Origin of the sequence: Xanthomonas sp. DAR 35659 (genome assembly GCF_041242975.1) — a bacterium.
Classification (GTDB): Bacteria; Pseudomonadota; Gammaproteobacteria; order Xanthomonadales; family Xanthomonadaceae; genus Xanthomonas_A; species Xanthomonas_A medicagonis.
The window spans coordinates 37,169-52,243 of the sequence record NZ_CP162488.1 but is presented as its reverse complement, the minus strand read 5'-3'; the positions used below and the strand labels follow the sequence as shown (position 1 = coordinate 52,243).

Here is a 15,075-nt window from a genome sequence, read left to right as displayed (position 1 = left end):
CGCAGAAAGTGACTTCCGGCAGGTCGCATCGGTGACCAGCGGCCACTGCCCGGCCACGGCAATGGCGCGACACTGGCCCCACGCCATCGCGCGCCGCGCTCCATACCGAAGCAGGCGACGGCGGCGGGAATTCACCCGAGCGACGCCACCGTGGCGTACACCGGGACCGTTCGCGAGGAGGAACGACCATGCACCCGAGCCTGCACCATCCCGATCTGCTGTTCGCGCTGCTGGGCGCAAGCTGGGGCCTGTACGAGGTGCTGCTCAGCCGGCGCCGCCGCGCCGCCGATGGCGGCGCACGCGACCAGGGCACGCTGCGCTTGCTGTGGCGCGTGCTGTACGCGGCGCTGGCGGTGGCGGTGCTGCTGTCCATCCTCGGCCTATGGCGCTATGCGCCGGCGCTGCGGGAACCGGCGCGCTGGGCCGGGTGCGCGTTGCTGGCGGCCGGGCTGGCGCTGCGGCTGTGGGCGATCCGGGTGCTGGCGCGCTGGTTCACCGTGGACGTGACCATCCAGCAGGGTCACCGGCTGGTGCGCCGCGGCCCGTATCGCTACCTGCGCCATCCCTCCTACACCGGCGTGCTGCTGTCGTTCTACGGGCTGGCGATCGGGCTGGGCGACGTGCTGTCGCTGCTGGCGATCGTGCTGCCGGTGACCTGGGCGTTCCTGCGCCGCATCCAGGTCGAGGAAGCCATGCTGACCCAGGCCTTCCCCGATGAGTACCCGCGGTACGCCGCGCACAGCTGGCGGCTGCTGCCGTTCGTCTGGTGAGGGCGGCGCGATGCTCGCGCTCGACCTGCTGCTCGCCGTGCTGCACCACCTGGCCGTCCTGTTGCTGACGGTCGCGCTGGCGGTCGAATGGACCCTGCTGCGCGAACCGCCGGATGCGGCACGGCTGACACGGCTGCTGCGGGCCGATGCCGGGTACGGCCTGGCGGCGCTGGCGATCCTGGTCGTCGGCGGCCTGCGCGTGCGCTACGGGCTCAAGGGTGCGGACTCCTTTCTGAGCAATCCCTGGTTCTGGGCCAAGTTGGGCGTGTTCGCGGCGATCGGGCTGCTGTCGTTGCTGCCCACGCTGCGCCTGCTGCGCTGGCGCCGCCAGGCGCGTGCCCGGCCGGATTTCGTGCCGGCACCGGCGCAGGTGGTCACGGTGTTCCGTGTCGTGTCCGTCGAACTGGGTCTGCTCGCCCTGCTGTTCGTGCTGGCCGCGACGATGGCGCGCTACGGCATGTTTTAATTGGTAATACCAATATAGGCAGATCTCCGTTGACACCCGGGCGGTTCTGGGAATTTAATGGCCGCTCTCTCCCACCCTCCGTGGCAATTGGTATGACCAAATTATCCGCGCCTGCGATGGCGGCCTCCGGGGCGCGCGGCGCTCCGCCGACCGTGGCGCCGGAGGCCGGCGGCGGCCGCCTGAGCGATCGCGTCGCCGCGCAGTTGCGCGCGCTGATCGCCGAGCGCGGGCTGCAACCCGATACGCGCCTGCCCGCCGAGCGCGCGCTGGCGCTGGAACTGGGCGTCTCGCGCACCGCGCTGCGCGAAGCCATCGCCCAGCTCGCCAGCCAGGGCCTGCTGCGCGCCCGCGTCGGCGGCGGCACCTACGTGCAGCGGCCGCCCACCCCGGAGGACCAGGTGGTGGCGCCGCTGCAACCGTTCCTGCCGTTGCTGCAGAGCGACCCGGCGTACCGCTTCGACGTGCTGGAAACCCGCCATGCGCTGGAAGGCGCCACCGCCTGGCACGCGGCGCTGCGCGCCACCGACGCCGACCGCGCGCGCATCGCCGCGGCGTTCGAGGCGATGCTGCAGGCGCATGCGCGCAGCGACGCGGCGGCCGAGGCGCGCGCCGATGCCGACTTCCACCTGGCCATCGCCGAGGCCGCGCACAACCGCGTGCTGCTGCAGATGATGCGCGGGCTGTTCGACCTGCTGCAGACCAATATCTCGCAGAGCCGGCACCTGCTGTTCCAGTCGCCGCGTACCTTCGTGCCGCTGCTGGCGCAGCACCGCGCGCTGCACGACGCGATCCTGGCCGGCGAGCCGGAACGCGCGCGCGACGCCGCGCACGCGCATCTGGCCTTCGTGCACACCGCGCTGCGCACGCTGGACGAGGACGAGGCGCGCCGCGCCCGCGCCTCGCGCCTTCCCTCCCCCCGCTGACGCGCCTCCCATGATCATCTCCGCCGCCTCCGACTACCGCGCCGCCGCCCAACGGCGGCTACCGCCGTTCCTGTTCCACTACATCGACGGCGGCGCCTACGCCGAACACACCTTGCGGCGCAACGTCGCCGACCTGGCCGACATCGCGCTGCGCCAGCGGATCCTGCGCAACGTGGCCGAGTTGAGCCTGGAGAGCGAACTGTTCGGCGAGCGCCTGGCCTTGCCGCTGGCGCTGGCGCCGGTGGGATTGACCGGCATGTACGCGCGCCGCGGCGAGGTGCAGGCCGCGCGTGCCGCCGCCGCACGCGGCGTGCCGTTCACCCTGTCGACGGTGTCTGTGTGCCCGATCGAGGAAGTGGCGCCGGCGATCGCGCGTCCGCTGTGGTTCCAGCTGTACGTGCTCAAGGACCGCGGCTTCATGCGCAACGCGCTGGAGCGGGCCAAGGCCGCCGGCGTGACCACGCTGGTGTTCACGGTGGACATGCCCACGCCCGGCGCGCGCTACCGCGACGCGCACTCGGGCATGAGCGGGCCGAACGCGCCGCTGCGGCGCATGCTGCAGGCCGTCGCCCATCCGCGCTGGGCCTGGGACGTGGGCCTGCGCGGCAGGCCCCACGACCTGGGCAACGTCTCCGCCTACCGCGGCCATCCGACCGGGCTGGCCGACTACATCGGCTGGCTCGCCGGGAACTTCGATCCGTCGATCTCGTGGAAGGATCTGGAGTGGATCCGCGAGTTCTGGACCGGGCCGATGCTGATCAAGGGCATCCTCGACCCAGACGACGCACGCGACGCGGTGCGCTTCGGCGCCGATGGCATCGTGGTCTCCAACCATGGCGGGCGCCAGCTCGATGGCGTGCTGTCCAGCGCGCGCGCGCTGCCGGCGATCGCCGATGCGGTCAAGGGCGAGCTGAAGATCCTGGCCGACTCGGGCATCCGCAACGGGCTGGACGTGGTGCGCATGCTCGCGCTGGGCGCCGACGCGGTGCTGCTGGGCCGCGCCTTCGTCTATGCGCTGGCCGCCCGCGGCCAGGCCGGGGTGGAGCACCTGCTGACCCTGATCGAGAACGAGATGCGAGTGGCGATGACGCTGACCGGGGCCACGTCGCTGGCCGCGATCTCGCGCGATTCGCTGGCGCGGGTCACCCGCGACGCCGCCATCTCGCCGTAGCCGCGGTGGACGCCACGCACGCGCCGATCGCCGCCGCCGAGCTGCTGCGCCAGTTGCGCAGCGTGGTCGGCCGCCGCCATGTGCTGGTCGGCGCCCGCGCCACGCGGCGCTTCCGCAGTGGCTATCGCTTCGGCGCGGGGCCGGTCCTGGCTGTGGTGCGGCCGGGCACGTTGCTGGAGCTGTGGCGGGTGCTGCAGGCGGTGGTCGCCGCGGACCGCATCGTCCTGGTGCAGGCGGCCAACACCGGACTCACCGGCGGCTCCACCCCCGACGGCGACGGCTACGACCGGCAGATCGTGCTGATCAGCACGCTGCGCCTGCGCGGCGTGCAGTTGCTGCACGAAGGGCGCCAGGTGGTGTGCCTGCCCGGCGCCACGCTGGACGCGCTGGAACGGCGCCTGCAGCCGCTGCAGCGCGAGCCGCATTCGGTGATCGGCTCCTCGTGCATCGGCGCCTCGGTGCTGGGCGGGGTCTGCAACAACTCCGGCGGCGCGCTGGTGCGGCGCGGCCCCGCCTACACGCAGTTGGCGTTGTTCGCCCAGCTCGGCGCCGACGGGCAGCTGCGCCTGGTGAACCACCTGGGCATCGCGCTGGGCGACACCCCCGAGCAGATCCTGACCCGGCTGCAGGCCGGCGACTACGCGCCGGCGGACATCCGCGACGATCCCGCGCTGGCGGCTTCCGATCCGCACTACGCCGCGCACGTGCGCGACGTGGACGCGGCCACGCCGGCGCGCTTCAACGCCGATCCGGCGCGGCACTACGAGGCCTCCGGCTCGGCCGGGCGGCTGTGCGTGTTCGCGGTGCGGCTGGACACCTTCCCGCGCGAGGACAGCACGGTGTTCTACATCGGCAGCAACGCCGGCGAGGACCTGACCGCGCTGCGTCGCGGCCTGCTCACCGCCTTCGCGCAGCCGCCCATCAGCGGCGAATACCTGCACCGCGACGCCTTCGACATCGGCGCGCGCTACGGCAAGGACACCTTCCTGCTGATCGACCGCTTCGGCACCGGCGCGGTGCCGCGCGCGTTCGCGCTGAAGAGCCGGTTGGACGGCTGGTGCGAAGCGCTGCGCCTGCCCGGGCTGGCCGACCGCCTGCTGCAGGCGCTGACCGACCGGCTGCCCGAGCACCTGCCGCCGCGCATGCGCGCCTGGCGCGACCGCTACGAACACCATCTGCTGCTGCGCGTATCCGCGCAGGACGCGACGGCGACCGAGGCGTTCCTCGCCGCCCATTTCGCCGGCCGCGATGGCGGCTATTTCCGCTGCGACGCCGAGGAGGGGCGCAAGGCGTTCCTGCATCGGTTCGCCGTGGCCGGCGCGGCGGTGCGCTATCGGCAGGTGCACCGCGACACGGTCGAGGACATCGTCGCGCTCGACGTGGCGCTGCGCCGCAACGATCGCCAGTGGCAGGAGACCTTGCCGCCGGCACTGGAGGCCGCGCTGCTCGGCAAGCTCTACTACGGGCACTTCTTCTGCCACGTGTTCCACCAGGACTACCTGGTGCGCAAGGGCCACGACCCGCTGGCGATCGAGCACGCGATGTGGGCGCTGCTCGACCGGCGCGGCGCCGAGTACCCGGCCGAACACAACGTCGGCCACCTGTACCGGGCCAAGCCGGCGCTGGCCGCGTTCTACCGCGCGTTGGACCCGAGCAACAGCTTCAACCCCGGCATCGGCCAGACGCCGAAGGGCAAGCACTGGCAGGACTGCGGCGACGCGCACGCGCACCGGCACGGCTGAGCGCCACGGCGGCGGCCACGCGCGGCAGGCACGCTGCCGGCGCCCCGCGGTCACTGGATCTCGAGCATGCCCCCGGCCAGCAATGCCTTGGCCACGGCGAGCAGGTTGCGCGCGTCGGGCTGGATCCCGTCGGCGCCCATCACCACGCGCGTGTCCTCGGGGCCGTCCATCGCCCGCTCCAGCACCTTGCCGTAGCGCAGGCTCAGGATCAGCGGACCCAGCAGCATGGCGCGCTTGGCTTCGGGCAGCGGCGCGTCGGGCGAGGCCTGGTGCTGAGCGGCATCGACCACCGCGTTCCAGCCGGCGATATAGGCGTTGGCCTCGATCGTGATGTTGTGGTTCAGCGACTCCTGCGCCAACGACGTGCCGTCGAAGTCGGTGCCCTTGGCCTGCGCCTCGCGCATGCCGGCGGCGATCTTGTCGGCCAGCGCGCGCTCGAACTGGGCGTGGCGTTCGGCCACCGCCAGGTGCGCGGCCAGATGCGCGAGCACGAACACCAGGTTGTCCGCGGCCACGTCGCCGCTGCGCAACAGGTGCGGGCGCGGCGCATCGCGCAGTTGCTGCAGCAGGCCGCTGGTCAGCACCAGGTCCTGGTCGAGCGCCGCCGCCGCGAACGGATGGTCCCGGACCACCGGTTGCTCGGCGACGACGCGGATGCGCTGCAGTTGCCCGGCCTCGGCCAGCTGCTGCAGTTGCGCACGCAACGCCGGCGCGGCGGCGACCGCGGCGCGCACCTGGCCGGCGTCGGTGGTGCTGCCCTGCACCGTTGCCAGCACCGCGTCCAGGCGATCGCCGGCGAAGGCCGGCAGCGCGCACAGCCAGGCGCACATGAAAACGTACAGGCGCATCCGCATGATCGAATCCTTTCGTCGGTTCCTAGGAAGTGCGGAGCCTAGCATGGCGGTGCGCGCCGGCCGGCATGGCGCGCGGACGCGGCGACCGCGATGGCGCAGGGCGATCGGCGCCACACGGCGGCAGCGCGCAGGCTGGGCGATCAGGTGGTTGCGCCCCGCCCCCGCACTGGATTCACTGCGGCGCGAGCGGCGCCATCGCATGTGCATTGCCGGATGGGATGACCAGCGCCGGACGTAGGTGCGGCGTGCCATGCCGATGCATTCGGCCGCGGCGCGATCTGTGACGCGCAAGCGCACGGCAGGTGGACGACGCGCGCGACGTGGCGCGGGCTCACAGTGCCAGCCGCAGCGCGGGAAACCCGTGCGTCCAGCGCAGGCGACGGCGCCGGTGAAGCACGCACTGGGCCGCGACAACGGGAGGCTCAGGTGCCGGGCAACCGCTGGCGCAGCGTCTCCATGTCCTTCCAGGGATGCTCGCGCAGGCGCGCGGCGCGCTGCAGCGCCTTGTCCAGCGGGAACGCCTGCGGCGAGGCGATCCGCGCCAGGTCTTCCCAGCGCAGCGGCACCGCCACCGTGGCCTGCGCGCGTGCGCGCAGCGACCACGAGCACACGCTGGTGTTGCCGCGGCCGTTGCGCAGCCAGTCGACGAAGATCACCCCGCCACGCTTGGCCTTGCGCATCGTGGCCACGTAGCGGTCCGGCGCCTGCGTGGCCAGCGCCTGCGCGAACGCCTCGCAGAAGTCGCGCGCCTGCTCCCAGTCGGCGCTGCCGGCCATGATCGGCACCACCACGTGCAGGCCCTTGCCGCCGGACAGGCGCACGAAGCTCTCCAACCCGGCCTGGCGCAGGCGCGCGCGGATGTCGCGCGCGGCGGCCTTGGTCCGCGTCCAGCTCACGCCCTCGCCCGGGTCCAGGTCGAACACCAGCCGGTCCGGATGTTCCGGATCGGCGACGGTGGCGCCCCAGGGATGCAGCTCCAGCGTGTTCATCTGCACCAGTTCGAGCAGGCCGGCGAGATCGGCGATGTACAGATAGTCCTCGGTGCCGCTCTTCTGGCGCAGCGCGATCGCCTGCACGTGGTCGCCGAGCGCGCGGTTGCCGTGTTTCTGGAAGAAGCACTCGCCCGCACTGCCGTCCGGACAGCGCAGCAACGACAGCGGGCGATTGGCGACTTCCGGCAGCAACCACGGCGCGACCGCGCGGTAGTAGGCGGCCACCTCGCCCTTGCTGATGCCGACGGCCGGATAGACCACGCGCTCGGGATGGGTGATGACGATGGCGTCGGCCGCGCTGTCGGCGGCGCCGGGCGAGGACGTGGGTGCCCTCGTGCGACGGCGCGCCGCGGTGGCGCCTGCGGTCGCAGGGCGACCGCGAGCGGCGCCGCCGGTCTTCGCCTTGGTGGCGCTGGGCGCACTGGCCGCGCGTTTGCGCGGCGCTGGCCCGGCAGCGGCGCGGGGGGCGGATGCGGGCTTGGCGGGCTTGGCGACCCGGGTCGGCGTAGCGCCATTGACTGCCGTGCCGGTCTTGCCGGCGCCGCTGGCGGCGGCGGTCTTGCCGGCCTTCCCGGTCGCACCGAGCTTGGTCGCCTTGCCGCGCCTGGCCGGCTTGGTCGGCGCCGCGCGACCAGCGCCGAGGGTCCGGCGTGCAGGCATGGCGCCCTACCCCGCCTTGCGCCGCGCCGGCGCCTTGCGTGCGGCGGCCTTGGTCGGCTTGGCCTTGCTGCCGGCCTTTGCCGCCTTCTTCGCCGCGGTCTTGCTGGCGGCCTTCCTGGCCGGCTTCTTCGCGGTCTTGCGCACCGGCAGCGCGTCGTCGCCGCGCTTGGCCGGGGTGCGGCGCTTGGCGTCCAGGCTCTTCTGCAGCAGCGACATGAAGTCCACCACGTTGGTCGTGGCGTCCTCGCGCTGCGGCGCCTCGGCCTCGTCGTCCACCTGCGCGGTGCCCTCCTGCGCCTCGATCCGCTTCTGGATCACTGCATGCAGGCGTTCGCGGAATTCGTCGTGGTAGGAGGACGGATCCCACGTGCCGGACATCGAGTCGATCAGTTGCGCGGCCATCGCGGTTTCCTTGGCGCTGATCCGGTAGTCGGCGGCCTTGCCGCTGGGCAGCGCGTAGTCGTCCAGGTCGACCAGTTCCTGCGGATAGCGCAGCAGGATCAGCACCAGCGCGTCCTCCTGCGGCATCACCGCCGCCAGGTATTCGCGGGTGCGGATCACCACCCGCGCGATGCCCACCTTGCCGGTCGCGCGCAGGGTCTCGCGCAACAGCACGTAGCCCTTCTCCGCCTTCTTGCCCGGCACCAGCACGTAGGGCTTCTCGAAGTAGCGCAGGTCGATGTCGCCGGCGTCGACGAAGGCTTCCACCTCCACCGTCTCGTGGCTCTCCGGCGCGGCCGAGGCGATGTCCTTCTGCTCGACCACCACGTAGTTGCCCTTGCTGTACTCGTAGGCCTTGACGATGTCCTTCCACGGCACCTCTTCGCCGGTGTCGGCGTTGACCCGCTCGAAGCGGATCGGGCGCTTGTCGCGCGCATCGAGCATGCGGAAGTGCAGGTCGATGCGGCGCTCGCCCGACATCAGCGCCACCGGCACGTTGAGCAGGCCGAAGGACAGCGTGCCGGTCCAGATCGGGCGCGCCATCAGTGCGTCACCTGCTGCAGCGCCGGCGCCGGCAGGTGGTCCAGCGCCTGCCAGGCGTCCTCGATCACCGCCCGCGCCTGGCCCCAGTCGAGCTGCGATTCGCCGCGCGTCTGTTCCCAATGCGCGGCCAGTTCGCCGTCGGTCTCGGCGATCGGCGCGCGCGGCCAGCCGCCGGCATGGGTACGCAACGCGAACGTGTAGGCCGGACACAGATCGCGCCATGGCGTGCCGTGGCGCGCGCGACGCTGCCGGTAGTCGGCCAGGCTGTACTGACGATAGTCCGGCGCATCGTGCGGACGCAGGCGGGCGCCGCGGCGCGGCGGCGGCGCCGGCAGCGGATCGAGATGGGCATTGAACAACAGCGGGTCGAGACGGTCGCGGGGACGCATGAGAGGCTCCGGGCGGCAGCGGCGGCGGGCGGATGCGCAGCAGTAGCGCCGGCGCCGTTAGGCAGTCGTGACAGTCGCGTGGACATACCGCGATTCGCAGTGGCTTCACCGGCCTCGCGTTGCACTGTGCGCGGCATTCCCCACACCACGAGGCATCGGCCATGTCCACGCCCACCGATCCGCTGCGCGACGGCGCCCCCATCCCCGGCGAACAGCGCGGCAAGCGCGACGGCCAGGACCGCGAAGACCGCGGCGCCGGCGACCGCCCCGCCACCATCGTCGCGCACGAGCCGCGTACCGGCGAAGAGCGCCCTGCCCCGCAGGCCGCGGCGCACTCCACCCCGGACGCGGCGCACGCACGGCACGCCGATGCCAATCAGGACGAAGCGCTGGAAGAGACCTTCCCCGCCAGCGACCCGGTTTCGCCGTTCGTGCCGTCCAAGGCGCCGTAGCGCGACTGCCGCTGTTGTAGGAGCGGCTTCAGCCGCGACAGGCCCGTCAGAGCGCCTGTCGCGGCTGAAGCCGCTCCTACAGGAAGCGCGCTATTCCGCTACACCTTCCCCGCCGCCTCCAGCGCGGCATACTCGCTGTCGTCGAACAGCCGCGAGCGCACCAGAAAGCGCACGCCCTCGCCGTTCTCCAGCGAGAACATGCCGCCGCGGCCGGGCACCACGTCGATGATCAACTGGGTGTGCTTCCAGTACGCGAACTGCGAAGCGCTGATGTAGAACGGCGCGCCGCCGATCTCGCCCAGTTGCACGTCCTGGTCGCCGACGATGAAGTCGTCCTGCGGGTAGCACATCGGCGAGGAACCGTCGCAACAGCCGCCGGACTGGTGGAACAGCAGCGCGCCGTGCCGCGCCCGCAACCGTTCGATCAGCTGCAGCGCCGGCAGCGTGGCCAGCACCTGCAACGGCAGGCCGGAAGCGGGCGCGGCGTCCATCACGCCGCCATGTCCAGCACGATGCGGCCTTCGATCTGGCCGGCGCGCATCCGGTCGAACACGTCGTTGACGTTCTCCAGCGCGGCGGTGGCCACGGTCGCGGCGACCTTGCCCTGCTCGGCGAACTCCAGCGATTCCTGCAGGTCCAGGCGGGTGCCGACGATGGAACCGCGCACGGTCACGCCGTTGAGCACCATGCCGAAGATGTCCAGCGGGAACTGGCCCGGCGGCAATCCGTTCAACGACACCGTGCCGCCGCGGCGGACCATGCCGATCGCCTGCTCGAACGCCTTCGGCGATACCGCGGTGACCAGCGCGCCGTGCGCGCCGCCGATCTCCTTCTTCAGGTAGGCGACCGGGTCGGTGGTCAACGCGTTGACCGTGACCGTGGCGCCCAGGCGCCGCGCCAGCGCCAGCTTGGCGTCGTCCACGTCCACCGCCGCCACGTTCAGGCCCATCGCCTTGGCGTACTGCACCGCCATGTGCCCGAGCCCGCCGATGCCGGAGATCACCACCCAGTTGCCGGGCTTGGTGTCGGTGACCTTCAGGCCCTTGTACACGGTGACGCCGGCGCACAGGATCGGCGCGATCTCGACGAAGCCGACGTTCTTCGGCAGATGGCCGACATAACCCGCGTTGGCCAGCGCGTACTCGGCGAAGCCGCCGTTGACCGAGTAGCCGGAGTTCTGCTGCGCCTCGCACAGCGTTTCCCAGCCGCCCAGGCAGTGTTCGCAATGCCCGCAGGCCGAGTACAGCCACGGAATGCCGACCCGGTCGCCTTCCTTGATGTGGTCCACGCCGGCACCGACCGCGACCACGTGGCCCACGCCCTCGTGGCCGGGAATGAACGGCGGGTTCGGCTTCACCGGCCAGTCGCCCTCGGCCGCGTGCAGGTCGGTGTGGCACACGCCGCATGCCTCGATCTTGACCAGGATGTCGCCGGCCTGCGGCCGCGGCACCGCCACTTCCTCGATCGTCAGCGGCTGGCCGAACGCACGCACCACCGCGGCTTTCATCGTCTTGTCCATCTTCCACTCCATGTCATTGATTGCGATCCACACTAGGCGCCTTGCGCCGCTCCCGCCTTGATCCAAGTCAACCGGGCGGACCGGTCGCCCCCGCCCCTGTCCGCCTGCGCCGCACCGGCGTGCCGTCGGGAGCGACGCGGGCGGCGCGGCGGGCGTGGACGCGGGTCGCGGCGGCGGTGCCGATGGCCCTTCCCGCCGATGCCGATGCCGATGCCAGCCGCACGTTAGCGGCGTCATCACACGCCGTTCGTACACTGCGCCTCGGCGCCCCCGCCTGCGCACCGCCCGGCACGGCGGCCTGGCCGCGCGGCGCCGACCGATCACCGGGAAACGAGGGACCGACTCCATGAAGCGATGCCTGCTCTGCGCCGCGCTGCTGACCCTGCTGCTGCCAGGCTGCAAGGCGCCCGAGTCCGCTGCCGGTACCGCCCCGGCGGCGGCGGCGGCGGCCACCACGCCCGCCCCGGCGACGGCACCCGCAGCCGCGCCCAAGCCCGCCCCGAGCGACGCCCGCCCGGCCCTGCCGTCGGGCGCGTGCGACAGGACACAGGACGGATTCGCCGCGTTCCTGGAGGCGATCGTGTCCGATCCGGCCGTGCGCGCCGCCTACAGCGCGCCCACCGTCGCCGAGGGCGATCTGCGCGATCCGTCCAAGCATGTCGCCCGCCCCGGCGAGCCGTTCCGTCTGGCCCTGATCGACTACAGCTGGTCCTACGACGAGCCCGGCAAGGACCCCGGCCAGTTGGCGCGCGTGAAGCTGGACATCACGCCGGACGGCGAGCGGATGCGCGTGGACTTCGTGAAGGCCGAATTCTCCGCCGACGACGAGGTGGTCAAGACCCTCGGCGCGCCGGAAGCGTACGTGTTCGATTACACGCAGCAGTGCTGGCGGCTGGCCCAGCACCTGCGCTGATCGGCGCGGCGCCCGCCACGACGCGGGTGCCGCCCTCGTTGGCACCATGGAAAAAGGAGAAGGACGATGCCCAGGTACACGATCGTCGAGTCCGTCGGACACGGCACGCAAGCGATTCACGACTACGAGGATATCGAGCGCCATCATCCGACCCGCGGCAACGAGCGCGGCCGGGTCTACGCCACGGTCAACGGCGAGCGCGAGGAGCTGCTCGGCAACTACCGCGGCTCGGCCACCGTCTCGCACGACGGCGACCATTACGTCTCCAAGGATTTCGTGCTGAAGGTCGGCAACAACAACGCCGTGCCGGTGCCGGCCATCGCCAGCGGCTATATCGGCCAGATCGATCCGCGCAACGGCATCGTGCAGATCTACGACAAGCCGGCCAACGATCCCAGCCGCGAGATGATCGCCCAGTACCGGCACCTGGATCTGCGCAACACCCAGTTGCACACCGGCGACCGCATCGAATACGGCGAGTCGGTGGGCATCCAGGGCGGCTTCAACAAAGGCAACCCCAGTGCGTTCGGCAAGCACGTGCATGTCGACATCAACACCAGCTACCTGCCGCAGGCCGACCGCTACATCCGCGACATCGACAGCGGCGCCATCAGCACCGATCGGCGCCCGCAACACGCCGCGCCCAACCTGACCGCGCCGGCCACGGTCGCCAACATCTCCGGCAATGGCCACACGGTGGCCGCGCCGGGCGGTGCCGCCGCCGCCGCGAAGCAGGCCGCGCCGATGGCCGATGGCGTATTGCGCAAGGACGAACACGGCCCGGAAGTGAAGGCGTTGCAGGAACGGCTGGTGCAGTTGGGCTACACCGATGCGCAGGGTCGGGCGCTGGTCCCCGACGGCAAGTTCGGCGACCGCACCAAGCACGCGGTCGAAGCGTTCCAGCGCGATCACCATCTGGACGTGGACGGCATCGCCGGGCGCGACACGCTCAAGGCGCTGAAGGACGCGCAGGCGCGTGCGCCCGCCACCGCCGCGGACGATGCGGCGCGCGCGCCGCTGCTGTCGGATCGGTCGCACCCGCGCCACCCCATGTTCCTGCAGGCCGTGGCCGGACTGGAGAAGCTCGGGCCGGCGGCCGGATTCGCCAACCGGGCCGAACTCGAGCGGGCCGCGGGCACGCTGACCCAGGACGCCAGCATCGGAGGGATGTCGCAGATCGATCATGTGGTTCCCAGCAACAACGGCAAAGGATTCATCGCGGTGGAAGGCAAGCTGGACGATCCGGCGCATCGGCGCGCCTTCGTCGATCGCGACCAGGCCGTGCAGCAGACCCTCGAGCAGTCCACGCAGAAGCTGCAGCAGGACCTGAACATCGGGCTGCGGCAGGAGCCGGCGCAGCCGGCACGGGACACGACGCGCGCGATGGCGATGTAGTCCGGCCGGCGCGGCGGCGACCCGCGCCGCCCTCCCCGCGATCGCTTGCGTGGGAGGGCGGCGCCGCGACCGAGGTGCCGGCAACGCCTGCCGCGCGCCGCCGGCGCTCAGAAGAAGCCCAGCGCCTTCGGCGAATAGCTGACCAGCAGGTTCTTGGTCTGCTGGTAGTGGTCGAGCATCATCTTGTGGTTCTCGCGGCCGATGCCCGACTGCTTGTAGCCGCCGAACGCGGCATGCGCCGGATAGGCGTGGTAGCAGTTGGTCCACACCCGTCCGGCCTGGATCGCGCGGCCCATGCGGTACAGCCGCGCCGCGTCGCGGCTCCACACGCCCGCACCCAACCCGTACAGCGTGTCGTTGGCGATCGCCAGCGCCTCTGCCTCGTCCTTGAAGGTGGTCACCGAGACGACCGGGCCGAAGATCTCCTCCTGGAAGATGCGCATCTTGTTGTGGCCCTTGAACACGGTCGGCTTGACGTAGAAGCCGCCTGCCAACTCGCCGTCCAGCGCGTTGCGCTCGCCGCCGATCAGCACCTCGGCGCCTTCCTGCTTGCCGATGTCGATGTAGGACAGGATCTTCTCCAACTGCTCGCTGGAGGCCTGCGCGCCGACCATGGTGTTGGGATCCAGCGGGTTGCCCTGCTTGATCGCCGCCACCCGCTTGAGCGCCTTCTCCATGAACTTGTCGTAGATCGATTCCTGGATCAGCGCGCGCGACGGGCAGGTACACACCTCGCCCTGGTTGAAGGCGAACAGCACGAAGCCTTCGACCGCCTTGTCGAGGAAATCGTCGTCCTCGGCCATCACGTCGGCGAAGAAGATGTTCGGCGACTTGCCGCCCAGCTCCAGCGTCACCGGGATCAGGTTCTGGCTGGCGTACTGCATGATCAGGCGGCCGGTGGTGGTCTCGCCGGTGAAGGCGATCTTGGCGATGCGCGGGCTGCTGGCCAGCGGCTTGCCGGCCTCCAGGCCGAAGCCGTTGACCACGTTGAGCACGCCGGCCGGAAGCAGGTCGCCGATCACCTCCATCAGCACCAGGATCGAGGCGGGGGTCTGCTCGGCCGGCTTCATCACCACGCAGTTGCCGGCGGCCAGCGCCGGGGCGAGTTTCCAGCACGCCATCAGCAGCGGGAAGTTCCACGGGATGATCTGCCCGACCACGCCGAGCGGTTCGTGGAAGTGGTAGGCGATGGTGTCGTGGTCGATCTCGGAGATGCCGCCTTCCTGCGCGCGCACCGCGCCGGCGAAGTAGCGGAAGTGGTCGGCGCACAGCGGCACGTCGGCGTTGAGCGTCTCGCGCAGCGGCTTGCCGTTGTCCCAGGTCTCGGCATAGGCCAGCAGCTCCAGGTTCTGCTCGATGCGGTCGGCGATCTTCAGCAGCACGTTGCTGCGCTCGGTCGCCGAGGTCTTGCCCCACGCGTCCTTGGCCGCGTGCGCGGCGTCGAGCGCGGCCTCGACGTCCTGCGCGTTGGAGCGCGCCACCGAGGTGAACACCTTGCCGCTGATCGGCGTGCTGTTGTCGAAGTACTGGCCGCTCCTGGGTTCCACCCATTGGCCGCCGATGAAGTTCCCGTAACGCGACTTGAAGATGGACTGCGGATCGGTGGCATGCGGCTTGGCGGTGGTGACGGCGTTCATCGACGACTCCTGCGGCGGTGGGAAGGGACGGGCGATGCGCCCATCCAGGTCCGGGAGTCCCGCAAGAGCGATGCCAGGTTTTCGCTGCTGCGTTGCGTCATGGCCGCGCACCGCGACGGATCGACGCAGCCACCGGATTCCTGTTGCGCCGCATCACGCGCAACGATTGCGCGCGGACGCCGGATGTGGTGTTTATCGAAACACCCGT

The 15,075-nt window shown here is 71.3% G+C and carries 14 protein-coding genes and 1 pseudogene; 8 read left to right on the top strand and 7 right to left on the bottom strand.

The annotated features are described in order from the left end of the window. Positions 1-188: 188 nt before the first annotated feature. The 5 genes from AB3X07_RS00255 (at position 189) to dld (ending at position 5,072) form a co-directional block, all read left to right on the top strand. Positions 189-770 (top strand): methyltransferase family protein, encoded by a 582-nt coding sequence (locus AB3X07_RS00255; protein WP_369941682.1) that lies wholly within the window; start codon positions 189-191, stop codon positions 768-770. A gap of 10 nt (positions 771-780) precedes the next feature. Then, positions 781-1,236: a DUF2214 family protein gene (locus tag AB3X07_RS00250; RefSeq protein WP_369941681.1), complete on the top strand. Its 456-nt coding sequence runs from the start codon at positions 781-783 to the stop codon at positions 1,234-1,236. Between the two features lie 116 nt (positions 1,237-1,352). Beyond that, complete coding sequence (lldR, locus tag AB3X07_RS00245) at positions 1,353-2,159, top strand: transcriptional regulator LldR (protein ID WP_369944853.1); 807 nt, start codon at positions 1,353-1,355, stop codon at positions 2,157-2,159. Positions 2,160-2,169: 10 nt separating this feature from the next. After that, positions 2,170-3,330, top strand: a complete 1,161-nt coding sequence (gene lldD, locus AB3X07_RS00240) for an FMN-dependent L-lactate dehydrogenase LldD (protein WP_369941680.1) — start codon at positions 2,170-2,172, stop codon at positions 3,328-3,330. Between the two features lie 5 nt (positions 3,331-3,335). Further along, entirely contained in the window at positions 3,336-5,072 is a 1,737-nt protein-coding gene (gene dld / locus AB3X07_RS00235) for a D-lactate dehydrogenase (protein ID WP_369941679.1), read from the top strand. A gap of 50 nt (positions 5,073-5,122) precedes the next feature. Here the strand turns inward: dld and AB3X07_RS00230 are convergent, their stop codons facing one another. The 4 genes and pseudogenes from AB3X07_RS00230 to AB3X07_RS00215 form a co-directional block, all read right to left on the bottom strand. Next, positions 5,123-5,926 (bottom strand): hypothetical protein, encoded by an 804-nt coding sequence (locus tag AB3X07_RS00230; protein WP_369941678.1) that lies wholly within the window; start codon positions 5,924-5,926, stop codon positions 5,123-5,125. 422 nt (positions 5,927-6,348) lie between these two features. Next, positions 6,349-7,203, bottom strand: a pseudogene (gene ligD / locus AB3X07_RS00225) (non-homologous end-joining DNA ligase); the annotation flags it as partial. A 381-nt stretch (positions 7,204-7,584) separates the two neighbouring features. Next, positions 7,585-8,562 (bottom strand): Ku protein, encoded by a 978-nt coding sequence (locus AB3X07_RS00220; protein ID WP_369941677.1) that lies wholly within the window; start codon positions 8,560-8,562, stop codon positions 7,585-7,587. Further along, the gene (locus AB3X07_RS00215; RefSeq protein WP_369941676.1) at positions 8,562-8,951 is read right to left on the bottom strand and encodes a hypothetical protein; all 390 of its coding nucleotides are present in this window, start codon (positions 8,949-8,951) and stop codon (positions 8,562-8,564) included. The genes AB3X07_RS00220 and AB3X07_RS00215 overlap by 1 nt, the downstream gene beginning before the upstream one ends. Positions 8,952-9,112: 161 nt before the next feature. Between AB3X07_RS00215 and AB3X07_RS00210 the strand changes: the two genes are divergently transcribed. Then, complete coding sequence (locus AB3X07_RS00210) at positions 9,113-9,403, top strand: hypothetical protein (protein ID WP_369941674.1); 291 nt, start codon at positions 9,113-9,115, stop codon at positions 9,401-9,403. A gap of 98 nt (positions 9,404-9,501) precedes the next feature. Here the strand turns inward: AB3X07_RS00210 and AB3X07_RS00205 are convergent, their stop codons facing one another. Together AB3X07_RS00205 and adhP are read right to left on the bottom strand one after the other, a co-directional pair. After that, positions 9,502-9,894 (bottom strand): DUF779 domain-containing protein, encoded by a 393-nt coding sequence (locus tag AB3X07_RS00205; RefSeq protein WP_369941673.1) that lies wholly within the window; start codon positions 9,892-9,894, stop codon positions 9,502-9,504. Continuing rightward, positions 9,894-10,922 carry an alcohol dehydrogenase AdhP gene (adhP, locus tag AB3X07_RS00200; protein ID WP_369941671.1) on the bottom strand — a complete coding sequence of 343 codons (1,029 nt, stop codon included), beginning with the start codon at positions 10,920-10,922 and terminating at the stop codon, positions 9,894-9,896. The genes AB3X07_RS00205 and adhP overlap by 1 nt, the downstream gene beginning before the upstream one ends. 346 nt (positions 10,923-11,268) lie before the next feature. Between adhP and AB3X07_RS00195 the strand changes: the two genes are divergently transcribed. Both AB3X07_RS00195 and AB3X07_RS00190 read left to right on the top strand, forming a co-directional pair. Continuing rightward, the gene (locus AB3X07_RS00195; protein ID WP_369941669.1) at positions 11,269-11,835 is read left to right on the top strand and encodes a hypothetical protein; all 567 of its coding nucleotides are present in this window, start codon (positions 11,269-11,271) and stop codon (positions 11,833-11,835) included. Between the two features lie 66 nt (positions 11,836-11,901). Further along, entirely contained in the window at positions 11,902-13,230 is a 1,329-nt protein-coding gene (locus tag AB3X07_RS00190) for an XVIPCD domain-containing protein (RefSeq protein WP_369941667.1), read from the top strand. 107 nt (positions 13,231-13,337) lie between these two features. On the opposite strand, the gene adh is transcribed toward AB3X07_RS00190, so the two are convergent. After that, complete coding sequence (gene adh / locus AB3X07_RS00185) at positions 13,338-14,867, bottom strand: aldehyde dehydrogenase (protein ID WP_369941665.1); 1,530 nt, start codon at positions 14,865-14,867, stop codon at positions 13,338-13,340. Positions 14,868-15,075: the final 208 nt, after the last annotated feature.

Coding starts and splice junctions, on each gene's coding strand:
- AB3X07_RS00255 (WP_369941682.1), top strand. CDS start 189: ATGCACCCGAGCCTGCACCATCCCGATCTGCTGTTCGCGCTGCTGGGC.
- AB3X07_RS00250 (WP_369941681.1), top strand. CDS start 781: ATGCTCGCGCTCGACCTGCTGCTCGCCGTGCTGCACCACCTGGCCGTC.
- lldR (WP_369944853.1), top strand. CDS start 1,353: ATGGCGGCCTCCGGGGCGCGCGGCGCTCCGCCGACCGTGGCGCCGGAG.
- lldD (WP_369941680.1), top strand. CDS start 2,170: ATGATCATCTCCGCCGCCTCCGACTACCGCGCCGCCGCCCAACGGCGG.
- AB3X07_RS00230 (WP_369941678.1), bottom strand. CDS start 5,926: ATGCGGATGCGCCTGTACGTTTTCATGTGCGCCTGGCTGTGCGCGCTG.
- AB3X07_RS00220 (WP_369941677.1), bottom strand. CDS start 8,562: ATGGCGCGCCCGATCTGGACCGGCACGCTGTCCTTCGGCCTGCTCAAC.
- AB3X07_RS00215 (WP_369941676.1), bottom strand. CDS start 8,951: ATGCGTCCCCGCGACCGTCTCGACCCGCTGTTGTTCAATGCCCATCTC.
- AB3X07_RS00210 (WP_369941674.1), top strand. CDS start 9,113: ATGTCCACGCCCACCGATCCGCTGCGCGACGGCGCCCCCATCCCCGGC.
- AB3X07_RS00205 (WP_369941673.1), bottom strand. CDS start 9,894: ATGGACGCCGCGCCCGCTTCCGGCCTGCCGTTGCAGGTGCTGGCCACG.
- adhP (WP_369941671.1), bottom strand. CDS start 10,922: ATGGACAAGACGATGAAAGCCGCGGTGGTGCGTGCGTTCGGCCAGCCG.
- AB3X07_RS00195 (WP_369941669.1), top strand. CDS start 11,269: ATGAAGCGATGCCTGCTCTGCGCCGCGCTGCTGACCCTGCTGCTGCCA.
- AB3X07_RS00190 (WP_369941667.1), top strand. CDS start 11,902: ATGCCCAGGTACACGATCGTCGAGTCCGTCGGACACGGCACGCAAGCG.
- adh (WP_369941665.1), bottom strand. CDS start 14,867: ATGAACGCCGTCACCACCGCCAAGCCGCATGCCACCGATCCGCAGTCC.